At 35.0% G+C, this 14320-nt stretch carries 15 protein-coding genes and 1 other annotated feature; of the genes, 11 read left to right on the top strand and 4 right to left on the bottom strand.

Annotated elements, in window-relative coordinates; all coding sequences use genetic code 11:
• Positions 1 to 199 precede the first annotated feature (199 nt).
• Positions 200 to 457, top strand: a binding site (T-box leader).
• Between the two features lie 50 nt (positions 458 to 507).
• From GMA06_RS06180 to GMA06_RS06145, 8 genes are all read left to right on the top strand, one after another.
• The gene (locus GMA06_RS06180) at positions 508 to 1560 is read left to right on the top strand and encodes an ATP-binding cassette domain-containing protein (RefSeq protein ID WP_163562047.1); all 1053 of its coding nucleotides are present in this window, start codon (positions 508 to 510) and stop codon (positions 1558 to 1560) included.
• Entirely contained in the window at positions 1560 to 2237 is a 678-nt protein-coding gene (locus GMA06_RS06175; RefSeq protein ID WP_163545894.1) for a methionine ABC transporter permease, read from the top strand. Before GMA06_RS06180 ends, GMA06_RS06175 begins: the two co-directional genes overlap by 1 nt.
• Before the next feature lie 23 nt (positions 2238 to 2260).
• On the top strand, positions 2261 to 3115 hold the full coding sequence (locus GMA06_RS06170) for a MetQ/NlpA family ABC transporter substrate-binding protein (protein ID WP_163562046.1): 855 nt from the start codon (positions 2261 to 2263) through the stop codon (positions 3113 to 3115).
• Between the two features lie 34 nt (positions 3116 to 3149).
• Positions 3150 to 3998, top strand: coding sequence for a MetQ/NlpA family ABC transporter substrate-binding protein (locus tag GMA06_RS06165; RefSeq protein ID WP_163562045.1), 849 nt, complete (start codon positions 3150 to 3152; stop codon positions 3996 to 3998).
• Between the two features lie 62 nt (positions 3999 to 4060).
• Positions 4061 to 5224 (top strand): amidohydrolase, encoded by a 1164-nt coding sequence (locus GMA06_RS06160; RefSeq protein ID WP_163562044.1) that lies wholly within the window; start codon positions 4061 to 4063, stop codon positions 5222 to 5224.
• A gap of 158 nt (positions 5225 to 5382) precedes the next feature.
• On the top strand, positions 5383 to 5796 hold the full coding sequence (locus tag GMA06_RS06155; protein ID WP_163545898.1) for a Mini-ribonuclease 3: 414 nt from the start codon (positions 5383 to 5385) through the stop codon (positions 5794 to 5796).
• Between the two features lie 67 nt (positions 5797 to 5863).
• Positions 5864 to 6607, top strand: a complete 744-nt coding sequence (rlmB, locus tag GMA06_RS06150) for a 23S rRNA (guanosine(2251)-2'-O)-methyltransferase RlmB (protein WP_163545911.1) — start codon at positions 5864 to 5866, stop codon at positions 6605 to 6607.
• A gap of 26 nt (positions 6608 to 6633) precedes the next feature.
• Positions 6634 to 7188, top strand: a complete 555-nt coding sequence (locus GMA06_RS06145) for a sigma factor (protein ID WP_163562043.1) — start codon at positions 6634 to 6636, stop codon at positions 7186 to 7188.
• Between the two features lie 196 nt (positions 7189 to 7384).
• On the opposite strand, the gene GMA06_RS06140 is transcribed toward GMA06_RS06145, so the two are convergent.
• Entirely contained in the window at positions 7385 to 8062 is a 678-nt protein-coding gene (locus tag GMA06_RS06140) for an A24 family peptidase (protein ID WP_163562042.1), read from the bottom strand.
• A 41-nt stretch (positions 8063 to 8103) separates the two neighbouring features.
• A complete protein-coding gene (locus GMA06_RS06135) occupies positions 8104 to 9384 on the bottom strand; it encodes a hydroxymethylglutaryl-CoA reductase, degradative (RefSeq protein WP_163562041.1) in 1281 nt (426 codons plus the stop codon).
• Positions 9385 to 9491: 107 nt separating this feature from the next.
• Between GMA06_RS06135 and secG the strand changes: the two genes are divergently transcribed.
• Complete coding sequence (secG, locus tag GMA06_RS06130) at positions 9492 to 9731, top strand: preprotein translocase subunit SecG (protein WP_163545902.1); 240 nt, start codon at positions 9492 to 9494, stop codon at positions 9729 to 9731.
• Between the two features lie 222 nt (positions 9732 to 9953).
• Entirely contained in the window at positions 9954 to 10811 is an 858-nt protein-coding gene (fba, locus tag GMA06_RS06125) for a class II fructose-1,6-bisphosphate aldolase (RefSeq protein WP_163545903.1), read from the top strand.
• Between the two features lie 537 nt (positions 10812 to 11348).
• On the opposite strand, the gene GMA06_RS06120 is transcribed toward fba, so the two are convergent.
• Positions 11349 to 11858, bottom strand: a complete 510-nt coding sequence (locus GMA06_RS06120) for a biotin transporter BioY (protein ID WP_163562040.1) — start codon at positions 11856 to 11858, stop codon at positions 11349 to 11351.
• Positions 11859 to 11869: 11 nt separating this feature from the next.
• The gene (locus GMA06_RS06115; RefSeq protein ID WP_163545905.1) at positions 11870 to 12817 is read right to left on the bottom strand and encodes a biotin--[acetyl-CoA-carboxylase] ligase; all 948 of its coding nucleotides are present in this window, start codon (positions 12815 to 12817) and stop codon (positions 11870 to 11872) included.
• 197 nt (positions 12818 to 13014) lie between these two features.
• Here GMA06_RS06115 and murA point away from each other — a divergent pair, with 197 nt between their 5' ends.
• On the top strand, positions 13015 to 14316 hold the full coding sequence (murA, locus tag GMA06_RS06110; RefSeq protein WP_163562039.1) for a UDP-N-acetylglucosamine 1-carboxyvinyltransferase: 1302 nt from the start codon (positions 13015 to 13017) through the stop codon (positions 14314 to 14316).
• Positions 14317 to 14320: the final 4 nt, after the last annotated feature.

The raw sequence follows: 14320 nt of genomic DNA, 5'->3' as shown, positions 1-14320 counted from the left end.
GTTATAATTTGTTTTAGACATGATAATGACCTTTCTAATTTTGTGGTGAATCTTAGTAAGTTAATTATCTGTCTTTTTTTGTTTTTATAACACTATTTTGCTTTTGCACTTTATTTTACAACTCGGCAAGTTTAAGAATATTAAATAAAAATAAAAAAAGTGTTGACAGATGATTAAGTTTCTTGTATAGTCAACGTATCGAAACACAATGAAGTAGAAAGTAAATCAAAAAATTGTTTTAGAGAGCTTACGTGTGGTGAAAGTAAGTACAAGTATTTGTTTGAAAATGGCTACTGAGTGGGTTACCCGAATGATTAAGGTAACACGGATGCACCCGTTACAGTGACACAGTATAAATATACGTGTGTATATCGTACTGGGTGAGGCTTATATAGTGATATATAAGCGAATAAAGGTGGTAACACGAGATTATAATGATATAACGCTCGTCCTTTTACTAGCAAGACTAGTAAAAGGACGAGTTTTTTGTTTTGAAAGGAGATTGACATGATTGTTTTAAAGGATGTAGGGGTAACGTTTCATCAAGGAAGTAAAGAGATTGTTGCTGTGGATAATGTGAATTTAACGATTGAAGATGGTGATATTTACGGCATTATTGGATATAGTGGTGCTGGTAAGAGTACATTGGTTCGTACAATCAATTTGTTGCAAAAATTAACAACGGGAAAGGTAACGGTATCCGGTGTCGATTTAACGGAGCTAAGTCCTAGTGGATTGCGTGAGGCACGTAAAAAAATAGGAATGATTTTTCAACATTTTAATTTAATGAATAATCTTTCTGTATTTGATAATGTGGCATTTCCACTGAAAAAATCAAATTTATCCAAAACAGAAATTAAAGAAAAAGTAGATGGATTATTACAATTAGTTGGGCTTTTAGATAAGTCGGCATCTTATCCACGTCAGTTATCTGGTGGACAAAAGCAAAGAGTTGCCATTGCTAGAGCGTTGGCGAATGATCCGGATGTGTTGTTGTGTGATGAGGCAACGAGTGCGCTAGACCCAAAAACGACGTATTCTATTTTGGAATTATTAAAAGAAGTGAATCAAAAATTGGGTATAACGATTGTGATTATCACACATGAGATGCAGGTGGTAAAAGAGATTTGTAATAAAGTTGCCATTATGGAAAATGGGCGTGTCATTGAAAAAGGAACGGTTTTAGATATTTTTACAAATCCGAAGAATGATTTGACGAAAGATTTTATTGATACGGCGACACATATCAATAAAGGTATTGAAACGGTACTAAGTCATCAACATTTATTAAATTTAAATGACGGAGATGTGTTAGTGAAGATTTCATTTGTTGGGACATCGACAGGAGAGCCTTTGATTACGAAGTTATCGACACATTATCAAGTTTCAGCGAATATTTTATTTGGGAATGTGGAAGTGGTTCAAGAAACAGCGGTTGGAACATTACTTGTTGCGCTGTCTGGGTTACATGAAAATGTAACGAATGCACTAGAGTATATTCAAGAGAGTGGTGCAAAAGCTGATATTTTACAAGATTTAAGAAAAGGAGGGCAAGTATAATGGATTTAAGACCAGTATTTCCAAATATTGATGAGCGTGTGTTTCAGGAGATTATTAAAAGTACGAGTGAAACGATTTTAATGACGTTAATTTCAGGAGGTATTGCTTTTGTTTTAGGGATTGCGTTGGGTGTTTCTCTTGTTGTGACAAGACGTCAAGGTATTTTAGAAAATAAAACTTTGTATTATCTTTTGGATAAATTAGTCAATGTATTTCGTTCGATTCCGTTTTTAATTTTATCCATGTTAATTATTCCATTTACACGATTATTGGTTGGTACAAGTATCGGTATTGCGGGTGCGATTGTTCCATTAACAGTAGCAACCATTCCGTTTTTTGCACGACAAGTTGAGTTGGCTTTATTAGAAGTTGATTATGGTGTGATTGAGGCGTCTGTTGCCATGGGATGTACACCTGTTGATATTATTTTTAGAGTTTATTTAAAAGAAGGTCTACCTAGTTTAATTCGAGCTTCTTCATTAACGATTATTAGTTTAATCGGATTAACAACGATGGCAGGTGCTTTTGGAGCGGGTGGTTTAGGAAACCTAGCAATTTCAAGAGGATACAATCGTTTCCAAGGAGATGTGATGATTGTTGCCACACTCATTATTTTAATCATTGTATTTATTAGTCAAGCAATTGGATCGTTTTTAGAAAGACGAGCAACAAAATAAAAAATATAAGGGAGGATATGAATATGTCATTGAAAAAATTAGCGATTAGTACATTAGCTCTTTTTACATTAGGAGCTTGTGGTACGGGAACAAATAGTGCAACACAATCTTCAGAAAAATCCGAAGCAAATTCTCAACCAAAAGTGGTTAAAGTTGGGTTATACGGCGAAAAAAATGAAGATTGGGATTATTTGAAAAAAGAATTGAAAGAAAAAGAAAATATTGAGTTGGAATTGGTGAAATTTACAGATTATGTGACACCAAATACAGCTTTGGAAGAAGGTAGTGTTGATATCAACGCTTTCCAAACCGTTGGTTATTTAGAAACATTTAATAAAGAACATAAAACACATATTGTACCGATCGGTTGGACACTATTACAACCACTTGGTATTTATTCAAATAAAATCAAAAATGTATCTGAATTAAAAGAAAATGATACGGTAATTATTCCAGATGGGGCTTCAAATGGAGGACGTGCATTGCTTTTACTTCAAGAAGCAGGTTTAATTAAAGTTGACGCATCAAAAGGTGTATTGCCAGCTATTTCAGATATTACTGAAAATAAATTGAATTTAAATATTAAAGAGGTAACGGCAGCACAAACGATTCGTTCATTAGATGATGCAGCGGTAGCTATTGCTAATGGAGATGTAGCGATTGATGCAGGCAAATCACCAAAACAAGATGCTATTTTCTTGGAAAAAGTAACGGAGAAATCAAAACCGTATTATAATTTTATTGCGGCACATGAGAAAAATAAAGATGATGCTGTGTTAAAAACTATTGTGAAATATTATCAAACAGATGCAGTCGCAAAAGTTTTAGAAGAATCTACAAAGGGTGCAAGTATTCCTATTTGGAATGAAGCAAAATAATATATAAATAGATAAAGAAGAGGAGAATTTTATTATGAAATTAAAAAATATTTTTGTAGCAGGTTTAGCATTGATTACATTAGCAGCATGTGGGTCAGCAACGCCAACGAAAGAAGGTTCAAAAACAACAGAAGCGCCTAAAAAGGTTGTTGTTGGTGTAAATGGTACAAAGCATGAACAATGGGATTATTTACAAAAAGAATTAAAAGAGAAAGAAAATATTGAATTAGAAATTAAAGAGTTTGAAGACTATGTGACACCAAATACAGCTGTTGAAGATGGTAGTGTAGATTTAAATGCATTCCAAACGATTATTTATTTAGAAAAATTCAATAAAGAAAAAGGAACGCATGTGAAACCAATTGCGTACACAGTGATTGCACCAATGGGTGTATATTCTAAAAAATTATCTGCATTATCAGAATTAAAAGACGGAGATAAAGTCGCTATTCCAAATGATACATCAAATAATTCTCGTGCTTTACGTTTATTACACGCAGCTGGTGTAATTAAATTAGATGATGTGAAAAATACATTGGTGACAAAAGATAATATTGTTGAAAATCCTAAAAATATTGATATTATAGAATTACCAGCAGGTCAAACATATCGTGCTTTAGATGAAGTGGCAATTTCTGTTATCAATTCAGGCTATGCGGTTGAAGCAGGTTTAGATCCAAAAACAGAAGCAAAATTTTTAGAAGAAGTAACAGATTCTTCTCAACCATACTACAATGTTATTGCTGTTAAAGAAGGTCGTGAAAATGAAGAGATTTTCAAAACGATTATTAAATACTATCAAACAAAAGAAACAGCTAAAATCATTGAAGAATCTACAAAAGGTGCAAGTATTCCAGTTTGGGAAAAAGCAACATTAAAATAATGACAGACAAGGTAGCTGAGATGTCATCTCGGCTCTTTGTGTTTTAGAAAGAAGGCGTAAATATGACATTACAGCAACGTGTAGAGGCGTTAGAACCGTATTTAATTGAGTTAAGACGACATTTTCATCAGTACCCAGAACCAAGTTTGAAAGAATATGAAACGAGTAAATTTATTCAAGAGGTATTAGATAAGCATAATATTCCTTATGAAACAGTCGATGAAACAGGTGTTTTGGCGATTGTGAAAGGGGAAAAAGGAAATGGAAAAACGATTTTATTACGTGCAGATATTGATGCTTTAGAAATTGAAGAAAAAACGGGTGCGGTGTATGCTTCCAAGCGTGAGGGATTAAGCCATGCTTGTGGGCATGATGCGCATACGACAATGGGACTAGGAACAGCCATTGTGTTGAATGAGTTAAAACAGACTTTTTCAGGAACTGTTAAAATTGCCTTTCAACCTGCTGAAGAAATTGGAGCGGGTGCGAAACAATTTATCAAACATGGGAAAGTTGCTGATGTTGAGGAGGCCTTTGCAATCCATGTCAACTCTGGATTACCTGTGGGACAATTAAATGTTCGAGGCGGTGCTGTTAATGCTTCGTGTGATATTTTTAAAATTCGTATTACGGGGCGTAGTTCACATGTTGGGTTACCACAGCTAGGCCGAGATGCTCTTGTAACAGGAAGTGAAGTGGTTGTGGCATTACAAACAATTGTGGCACGTGAGGTAGCTCCAACAGATAATGCTGTTGTTGGTATTGGTAAATTCCATTCAGGTTCAAGATATAATATTGTTGCAAATGAGGCAATATTAGAGGGAACTATTCGTGCTTTTAGTCATGAAACAAGAGCTCACTTACAAGAAGCGGTGACACGTATTGTTAAAGGGATTGCAACAACACATCGTTGTGATGTGGAAATTGATTGGTATGATGCGGCAGCACCTGTTATCAATGATGAGCAAATGGCGCAATGTGCAGCAGAAGTTGGTCAACGTGTTGAGGGTATCGAACGTGTAGTAGTTGATTATGGAAAAAGTATGGGTGCCGATGATTTTGCGGACTATTTGGTACATGTACCGGGAGTATATGCGTTACTAGGTTCTCAAAGTGATGAACGTACGGCATACGGACATCATCATGAAAAATTTGATATTGATGAGCGTGTGTTACGTTTAGGCGTGTTGTATGAAGTTTCGTATTTATTAGATAGATTATCATAGTTGTATAGACTTTAATGGATATAGCTAAATGAAGTGGTGAATGGGTAGCTTAAAAGCTCTGTTCACCCTCTTTTTTATTACGAATATATTCATTTTCATAAAGTTTTATGATGTGTGGTATACTATCAATGAATATATTCGTCATAAAAGGAGAATCAATGGAAAATTTTGAACATTTGAATGGGCTGACGTTGGCATATATAGGAGATGCTGTCTATGAAGTATTTATTAGAGATTATTTATTAACTACAGGATTAACAAAGCCAAATCATTTACATAGAGCTGCAACGCGATATGTATCAGCTAAGGCACAAGCGTTTTTGATGATGCGCATGTTATCGATAGAGGCATTTTTAACAGAAAAAGAAATAGATATTTATAAGCGAGGACGAAATACGAAAAGTCATACGAGTGCTAAAAATACGGATATTATGACGTATCGTATTGCTACGGGTTTTGAGGCGGTCATGGGTTATTTACATATTTGTAAAGAAGAAGAGCGTTTAAATACCCTTTTAAATTGGTGTGTAAGAACAATAGGAGAAGAAGATGAAAAAGCAACCGTTAAATAGACGAAAAGAGCGTTATAATGACAAAAAACACGTTCAAACAATAAAAAAACCGAATGAACAGCATGTGATGCCGGATTTAGACGATTTTGTTATGGGTCGCATACCAATTATTGAGTTGTTAAAAGGAAATCGTGATGTGAATCGTTTGTTTATTCAAGAAACATTGTCTGGCGATAAAATTTCTGACATAATATCTTTAGCAAAACAAAAAGGGATACAGATACAAACGGTGCCTAAAACGAAATTAGATACTATATCTCAAGGTGGTGTGCATCAAGGCGTTATCGCAGCCGTTGCAGCGTATGATTATGCCACATTAGAGGATTTGTTTAAGAAAGCAGAAGACAAACAAGAAGATCCTTTTTTTCTTATTTTAGATGGCATAGAAGATCCGCATAATTTAGGGTCGATTATGAGAACAGCAGATGCGGTAGGTGTTCATGGCATTATTATTCCAAAACGTCGAGCAGTCGGTTTAACATCTACAGTGGCGAAAACATCTACGGGTGCTATTGAGCATGTACCAGTTGTGCGTGTAACGAATTTACATCAAACGATTGAGCATCTGAAACAACGTGGGGTTTGGATTTTTGCAACAGATATGAGCGGCCAGTCTTATACGTCGTGGCAAGTAAAAGGTGCGTTAGCGTTGGTTATTGGAAATGAGGGAAAAGGTGTGTCACGCTTAGTGAAAGAAAGTGCAGATGCATTATTAACTATTCCAATGGTAGGGCATGTTCAAAGTTTAAATGCGAGTGTGGCTACGGGTATTTTATTGTATGAAGTATTTAGAGGTAGACGTTTATCATAATTCCTTGATAGGAAGGGGTATGTTTATTGGATAGTCATGAGTTAATCGACGATACAGTATTTATTCATCGGTTTTTATTGGGTGAAGAACAATCTTTTAATGTGTTGGTAAAAAAATATACGCCGCTGATGAACAAAATGGCGAATAAATATTATTTACCGAATATGGAAAAAGAAGATTTTATACAAGAATGTTGTGTTGTAATGTATGATGCAATTATGAAGTATGATTTACAAAAAAATGTTAAGTTTAGTACATTTTACCGTTTTTTATTAAATAATCATTTTAAGCAGTTATTAAGATACCATTATGCATCAAAGAGATTGGGAGATTTTTTAATGGTGAATCAAGATGATGCCTTTTATGAGAATTATACGGGCATTCGGTATAATCAAGCACTTAATCCGATTGATATACTAGTTGTTCGAGAAACTTTTGACGAAGCGTATGAAACATTATCCAATCAAGAAAAGCAAGTTTTTTATTATAGTCAAAAATATCCATATAAATGTGAAAAAAAGTGGATGAACAGTTTATATCGCTCTAAATATAAGATAAGGCGATATATCAAATCAAAATAATAATATTTAGTGTGAGCAATAAATGCTCCCGTAGGTGAAAATCGTGTTGGTCAATAAAAATACTGGCACGATTATTCATTTATTCACGTATGATAAAGAAAAATGTGGACAATTTTGTTAATTTGTGGAAAACAAACTTGTGAAACATAGTCAAAAAGTGTGTTTTTATCTTGTGGAACAAAGTTATCCACAAAAATCAGTGGATAAGTGGATATAAATTGTGGATAAATAAAAGATAACTGTGTAAACATGCACCTAAACATAAAAAGGGAACAAAAGCGATAGATTGTTTGAAACGATGTTTAATACACATATACAAAAGTGCGAAAATACTGGCGTATAATAGGATATACATGGTTGAAAGCATGCCGATGTTTAAATATGTTATGAGCAATAGTTTGACATCTGCACCACCTATTTTATTTGGGAGATGTTTATCAATGGTGCCATATAAAAAGAGCATCAATACACTGATATAAAAGCGATGATGTGGAATGGCACAATATAATAGAGTTACAATAAAATAGAGGCCTTGCCATGTGTTTGGTACGATTTGATATTCTAAATCAATTTGTGCAAAAATAAAAAAGGCGATAAGAATGAGTGTGTAAGATGTGTTACAATGTGGTAAAAAGAGCGCCAGTAATCCGCCTAAACATTCCATACATGGATAGTAGAACGGAATACGTTTTTTGCAAAAGGTACATTTTCCAGTTGTGAGGATGTACGATAAAATGGGGATAAGGTGATACCAATAAAGTTGTTGATGACAATGGTGACACATAGATCGGTGAGATGTTTGTGTTTGTTGAGCGTAGCGATGAGCGATGGCTTGTGTAAAAGATGCAAAAATAGTACCAATAATAAATAACATAATGCCTCCAAAATGATTTATGTATTGATACTATATGCAAATTATTTTAATGTTTGTAAAAGTTTTTTAGCGATTTCTTGATTGACGACTTTTTCTTGTTTTAGTTTTTCAACTAAAAGAGGGATTTCGTCTTGTGTCGCCCCAACGGATAAGGCTAGCGATTTTAGCTGTAATGCCATGTGTCCGTGTTGAATACCTTCACTAACGAGAGCTCGTAAAGCGGCTAAGTTTTGTGCTAAACCGACGCTTGCGATTAAAGTTGCTAATTCTTTTGCGTTTGTGGTTTGAGAAATGTGTTGAGATAGCACAGCGCTCGGATGAATGTTAATCGAGCCACCAACATATCCGATTGGCAAAGGAATGGTAATCGTTCCTTTTAAGTCACCATTATCTGCTTTTTCCCAAACGGTTAAAGGCTGATAAGTTCCGGTATGTGTTGCAAAGGCGTGTGCACCTGCTTCAATGGCACGTGTATCGTTTCCCGTTGCTAGCACTACCGCAGAAATGCCATTCATAATGCCTTTGTTATGCGTCGTTGCACGATAAATATCTGCTGTTGCTAACTGATAGGCTTGAATGATTTTATCACGAACTTGTTCACCTGTTAGATTTGTGTTTAAAGTAGTTAAAAGAGATACGGGTATTTGGCAAGAGATACTCGTTAAAGAATGGTTGGCATAATTTGATAAAATAGACATAATTGCAGATTGGTTCGCCAGTGTTTCAATGGTTGGCTTTATCGCTTCTAGCATTGTGTTTAATATGTTCGCTCCCATCGCTTCTTTGGTATCGACCATTAAGTAAATGATTAAAAAAGTATGCGTCTTGTCTTGACTTGTTTTGATGTCTATAAAGAGATTTTTTGCACCCCCGCCTCGTTTAACAATGGATGGATACGATTGATTGGCTAGTGACAAAAGTGTGTCTTTTTGTGCTTCAATATTCATTTTAGCGTGCTCTATATCATCGAGTTGACAAAGGGCGATTTCGCCAATCATATAGCGGTCATTTTTTAGAATGTGAAACCCACCAGCTTTTTTGATGATTTGTGCACCAAAACTAGCCGCAGCAATGACGGAGGGTTCTTCTGTTGCCATAGGCGCTAAATATGTTTTTCCATCAATGACTATATCGGGGGCAACGCCTAGAGGAATGGCGTAAAGACCAATATTATTTTCTGTAATGGTATTTGCTATATCACTGGATAAACTGTTGTTTTGAAATAAAAGTTGTTTATCTTGTTCGGTTAGTGTGGGTAAAGAAGCAAGGATTTCTTGTCTTTGACGTTGTGTTTTTTTATAAAATTGTTTAAATTGGGTCATATTTAACCTCGTAAAATGATATTTTATAGTTAGTTTATCATAAATATCTAGTAATTCGTAGTGTTATATGCTAGAATGGGTTTGATTGAAATGTGTAGGAGGAAATTATGTATAGTCTTTTATCAGTATTGTTAATTATTTTATCTATTATCATTATTATTGCCGTTGTGATGCAACCAACGAAAACGAATGCAGCAAATTCGTTATCAGGGGGAGCAGAGGAATTATTCGTTCGTCGTAAAGCACGTGGTTTTGAAGCATTTATGCAACGTGCAACATTTGTATTATTATCTGTATTCTTTATCATTACATTCATTATGATGTATTTAACATCAAAAGGTTTATAATCATACAGTTTAAACCCGACAAAGACACGTACCAACACGTGTCTTTGTCGGGTTTTTTGAGTATATGTAAATAAGATGTAAGGGATTAACATTACATTTATATTAAATTTAAAATGATAGCGTATATAAAAATACAATTATATAGAAAAAAAAGATGAAATTTGCTAGAATGTAAATGTAAAAAATAAGTGATGTGTATTCACACAATAGGAGGAACATGACATGAGTCGTTTAGTAAGTATGACAGAAATGTTAAACAAAGCTAAAGAAGGAAAATATGCTGTTGGTCAATTCAATATCAATAACTTAGAATGGACACAAGCAGTATTAACAGCAGCACAAGAAGCAAATTCACCAATTATTTTAGGTGTGTCTGAAGGTGCTGGTAAATATATGGGTGGTGCTAAAGTTGTATCAGCTATGGTAAATGCTTTGTTAGAAACAATGAATATTACAGTTCCAGTAGCATTACACTTAGATCATGGATCAAGTGTTGACGTATGTAAACAATATATTGATGCAGGTTTCAGCTCAGTAATGTTTGACCATTCTCATTTCCCAATTGATGAAAATATTGAATTAACAAAAGAAGTTGTTGCATACGCACATCCTAGAGGTGCGTCTGTTGAAGCAGAAGTGGGTACTGTTGGTGGTACTGAAGACGGCGTAACAGGCGGTGTTAAATATGCTGATTTAGAAGAATGCAAACGTATGGTATCTGAAGCAAATATTGATGCTTTAGCAGCAGCTTTAGGTTCTGTGCACGGTACGTATGCTGGTGAACCAGTTTTAGGTTTTGATGAAATGGAAGCAATCTCTAATGCAACTGGTGCTCCATTAGTATTACATGGTGGTTCAGGTATTCCAGAATATCAAATCAAAAAAGCGATTGAACGTGGACATGCTAAAATCAATGTTAACACAGAATTACAACAACAATGGACAGCAGCTGTTCGTGCAAAATTAGATGCAGATAAAGATGTATACGATCCACGTAAAGTTATCAAACCAGGTTTTGATGCTATCGTGAAAGTAACAAAAGAAACAATGGATATCTTTGGTTCAACAAACAAAGCATAATCAGTATTGATAGACAAAGAGGTAGAAAATGGCTCGTCCATTTTCTACCTCTTTTCATATGTTATTCTAATATTATGTCACCGTTTTTAATGCTTGCTTTTATTTGTGATTGAATGGAGATGTCTTTGTTGATTGGCAGTGTAAAGGATTGAGTTGCGTTAACCAATACATAGTGTTCTTCATCAGATGTTGCTAAAAAGAATGAATATGGGGATATGGTTACATCGGAGGATGTAATCGTGATAGGCCATGTTTTTTTGTAAGGTGTTTCTTGTGTTGTTTTTGTTTTACTATCAAAAATATGAAAAACGCCATTTTGTTTTATCCATAAATAAGGTGTTTTCGTTGGTTCAAACGATTCGATATAGTCGATAATTGTGTCTTTATTTTCATCTTTTTATCTTTTTTATTAGTATAGCATAAATTATGTTGGTAGAGGGTAGCTGTAGTAGTAAAAAAATAGTACTCTAATATCTAACATGGTTAGAACACTACTTATTTTATGTTGATAAAATGTTTATATAAAAGGCTTTTATTTTATTGTTTTTTTGAGTTAGCCTCTTTGACAAGAGGTCTTAATGTTTTGGCAACAATGATGGCCATTATTGCTTTGATTGTGTCACCTATAATAAAAGGTGTTAATGTAACACTCAGTGCGGTTATAAAGGTGTATTTTCCATGTGTGGTTGCTACAAAATATGGGATACCGACTAGATAGATACAAATAGATGCAATCATTGTTGCGACAACCATTAGAAGCATGTTTTTCTTACGGTATGTCAGAAGTGATAAAATGGTTGCACTGACAACAAAACCTAATAGAAAACCAAAGGTGGGTGAAGCAAACGCCGATTTGAACACGCACATAAGCATGATGTTGATGATTTGTGTTAAACATGCTGAGAACGGTTTTAATAGGAGTCCTGTGACGATAATGAAAAAGGTTTGTGTTGTAACTGGAACGGGTCCAATGGGTAGTATAAAATAACTGCTGACGAATGTTAAGACAGCAAATAGGCTGATGAGTGTGATGTCTTTTGGTTTCATAGTGTTCTCCTTTAAAAGCGAATAGAGATTTCGCCGAATTGTAATGTGTGAAGTTGTGTGTCGTCTGTTTGGATAATTAGTTGGCCGTTGTCGTCAATGTCAATGGCTTTTGCAGTATAGTGTGTTTGTTGTGTAGGATATACGGTGATGTTTTTTCCTAGAATAAAACAATGCTTTTTATAGTCTTCCAAAAAGGATGTATTTGGGAGTTGTGCCAATAAGGTAAGTATATTGTCTATAATGGCAATGACTAACGCATTGACGTTAATGGGTGTGTCACTAATGTATCCAAAAATATGTTTTAATTCGTTGGGTAAATCGGTAGGTTTATATAGATTGATGCCAATTCCAATAATGATATGTTCAACTTGTCCTGTTTCAATATTTGTTATGGCTTCTGTGAGGATCCCCGTTATTTTTTTTTGGTGGTAAAATAAATCGTTCACCCATTTAATAGAGGGAGTGATACCGGTAACAGTTTTAATTGCTTTTAAAACAGCAATGGCTGTTAAGGGTGTGACTAAATGTAAATATGTTTGAATATCTTTTGACGGGTAGAGTAAACTCATATATAGTCCAGATTGTTTAGGGGAGTAAAAAGGTCTACCAAATCGGCCTTTTCCCATTGTTTGTTCGTTTGCGATAAATACAGCAAAGTCTTTTTTTAGTGTATCGGCATATTGCTTTGCTTGAGAATTGGTTGATGTAATGCTGTCGTAAGTGAACATATCACCTTGTGGGAATGCTGCTTGTATTAAAGTTTGGTTTAATTGTGTTGGTGTGACAGTCAGTTTATAACCTTTGGCATTTGTGTCAATGATATATCCTTCTTGTTTTAATGCTTGAATGGCTTTCCAAATGGTATTACGTGTCACATCGAGTTGATGTGATAATGTCGTCCCAGAAATATAGTCTGTCTGGCACTGTAATATGGATAATACAGAACTTTTTGTACTCAATATTAGCCCTCCTTTTTGGATAGAGTAGCGTATTTATCTTTTTTTGTCAACCTTTATTTAAAAAGGGTGACAGGTAAGAAAGACTACCTTTTTAAGTAAAGTATGCTATAATGATTGTGCGAGTTTACTTGAACTTGTTACATGTTATTTTAACGGGATATTTGATAAGAGATAAATAAAAATTTGGAGTTGTTACTATGGAGAGAATTATTGTTCGAGGTGGTAAATCGTTATCCGGAACAGTAAAAGTAGAGGGTGCTAAAAATGCGGTATTGCCTATTTTAGCCTCTAGTTTATTAGCAGAAACAGGAAAGACAAATTTGGCGAATGTTCCTGTATTATCTGATGTCTATTTAATGAATGATGTTTTAAAAGCGTTAAATGTATCGCTTGTGTTTGATGAAAAAACAAATACGATGGAGATTGATGCAACGGGGGACTTGTTAACGACAGCACCATTTGAATATGTGAGTAAAATGCGTGCTTCGATTGTTGTCATGGGGCCGTTATTGGCACGTAAAGGCTATGCGAAAGTATCCTTACCGGGAGGTTGTGCAATTGGTACACGTCCGATTGATTTGCATTTAAAGGGCTTTGAGGCTTTGGGTGCCACAATCAATGTAGATGCTGGTTTTATTGAAGCAAGCGCTGAAACTTTAAAAGGTGCGCATATTTATTTAGATTTCCCAAGTGTTGGTGCAACGCAAAATATTATGATGGCAGCAACTTTAGCAGATGGGACGACTGTAATTGAAAATGTTGCTAGAGAACCAGAAATTGTTGATTTAGCGAATATTTTAAATAAAATGGGTGTAAAAGTATATGGTGCAGGTACAGATACCATTCGTATTGTTGGGGTGGAACGATTAAAAGGTGCTTCACATTATGTGATTCCAGATAGGATTGAAACAGGTACCTTTATGATGGCGGCAGCCATTACAAAAGGAGATATTTTTATTGAAGATGCCATTGCCGATCATAACAAACCATTGATGTCTAAGTTAACAGAAATGGGTGTTGTTTTTAAAGAGCAAGATAATGGTATTCGTGTCATTGGGCCAGACGTATTAAAAGGAACCGATGTAAAAACAATGCCTCATCCGGGCTTTCCAACAGATATGCAAGCTCAAATGACGATTGCGCAGTTATTGTCTAATAAAGGGACAAGCATGACCGAAACCGTTTTTGAAAATCGTTTTATGCACTTTGAAGAATTGCGTCGTATGAATGCCGATTTTAGAATCGAAGGACAAACCGTTTTTATGAATCCGTCACATGACTTGCAAGGAGCAGAAGTAGCAGCATCTGATTTGCGTGCAGCAGCAGCGTTAGTGTTAGCGGGTTTGCGTGCAGAAGGCTTTACACAAGTTGTGGAGTTGGTTTATTTAGATAGAGGTTATTATAAATTCCATGAAAAGTTAAAAGCATTAGGTGCCGATATTGTACGAGTACCAAATGTATTGAGCATGGACGAGATACATCAATTATTTATATCATAAGGAG

It is taken from the genome of Granulicatella sp. zg-84, from assembly GCF_010892375.1.
Taxonomy (GTDB): domain Bacteria; phylum Bacillota; class Bacilli; order Lactobacillales; family Aerococcaceae; genus WM01.
This window is presented reverse-complemented; position numbering and strand designations above follow the sequence as displayed.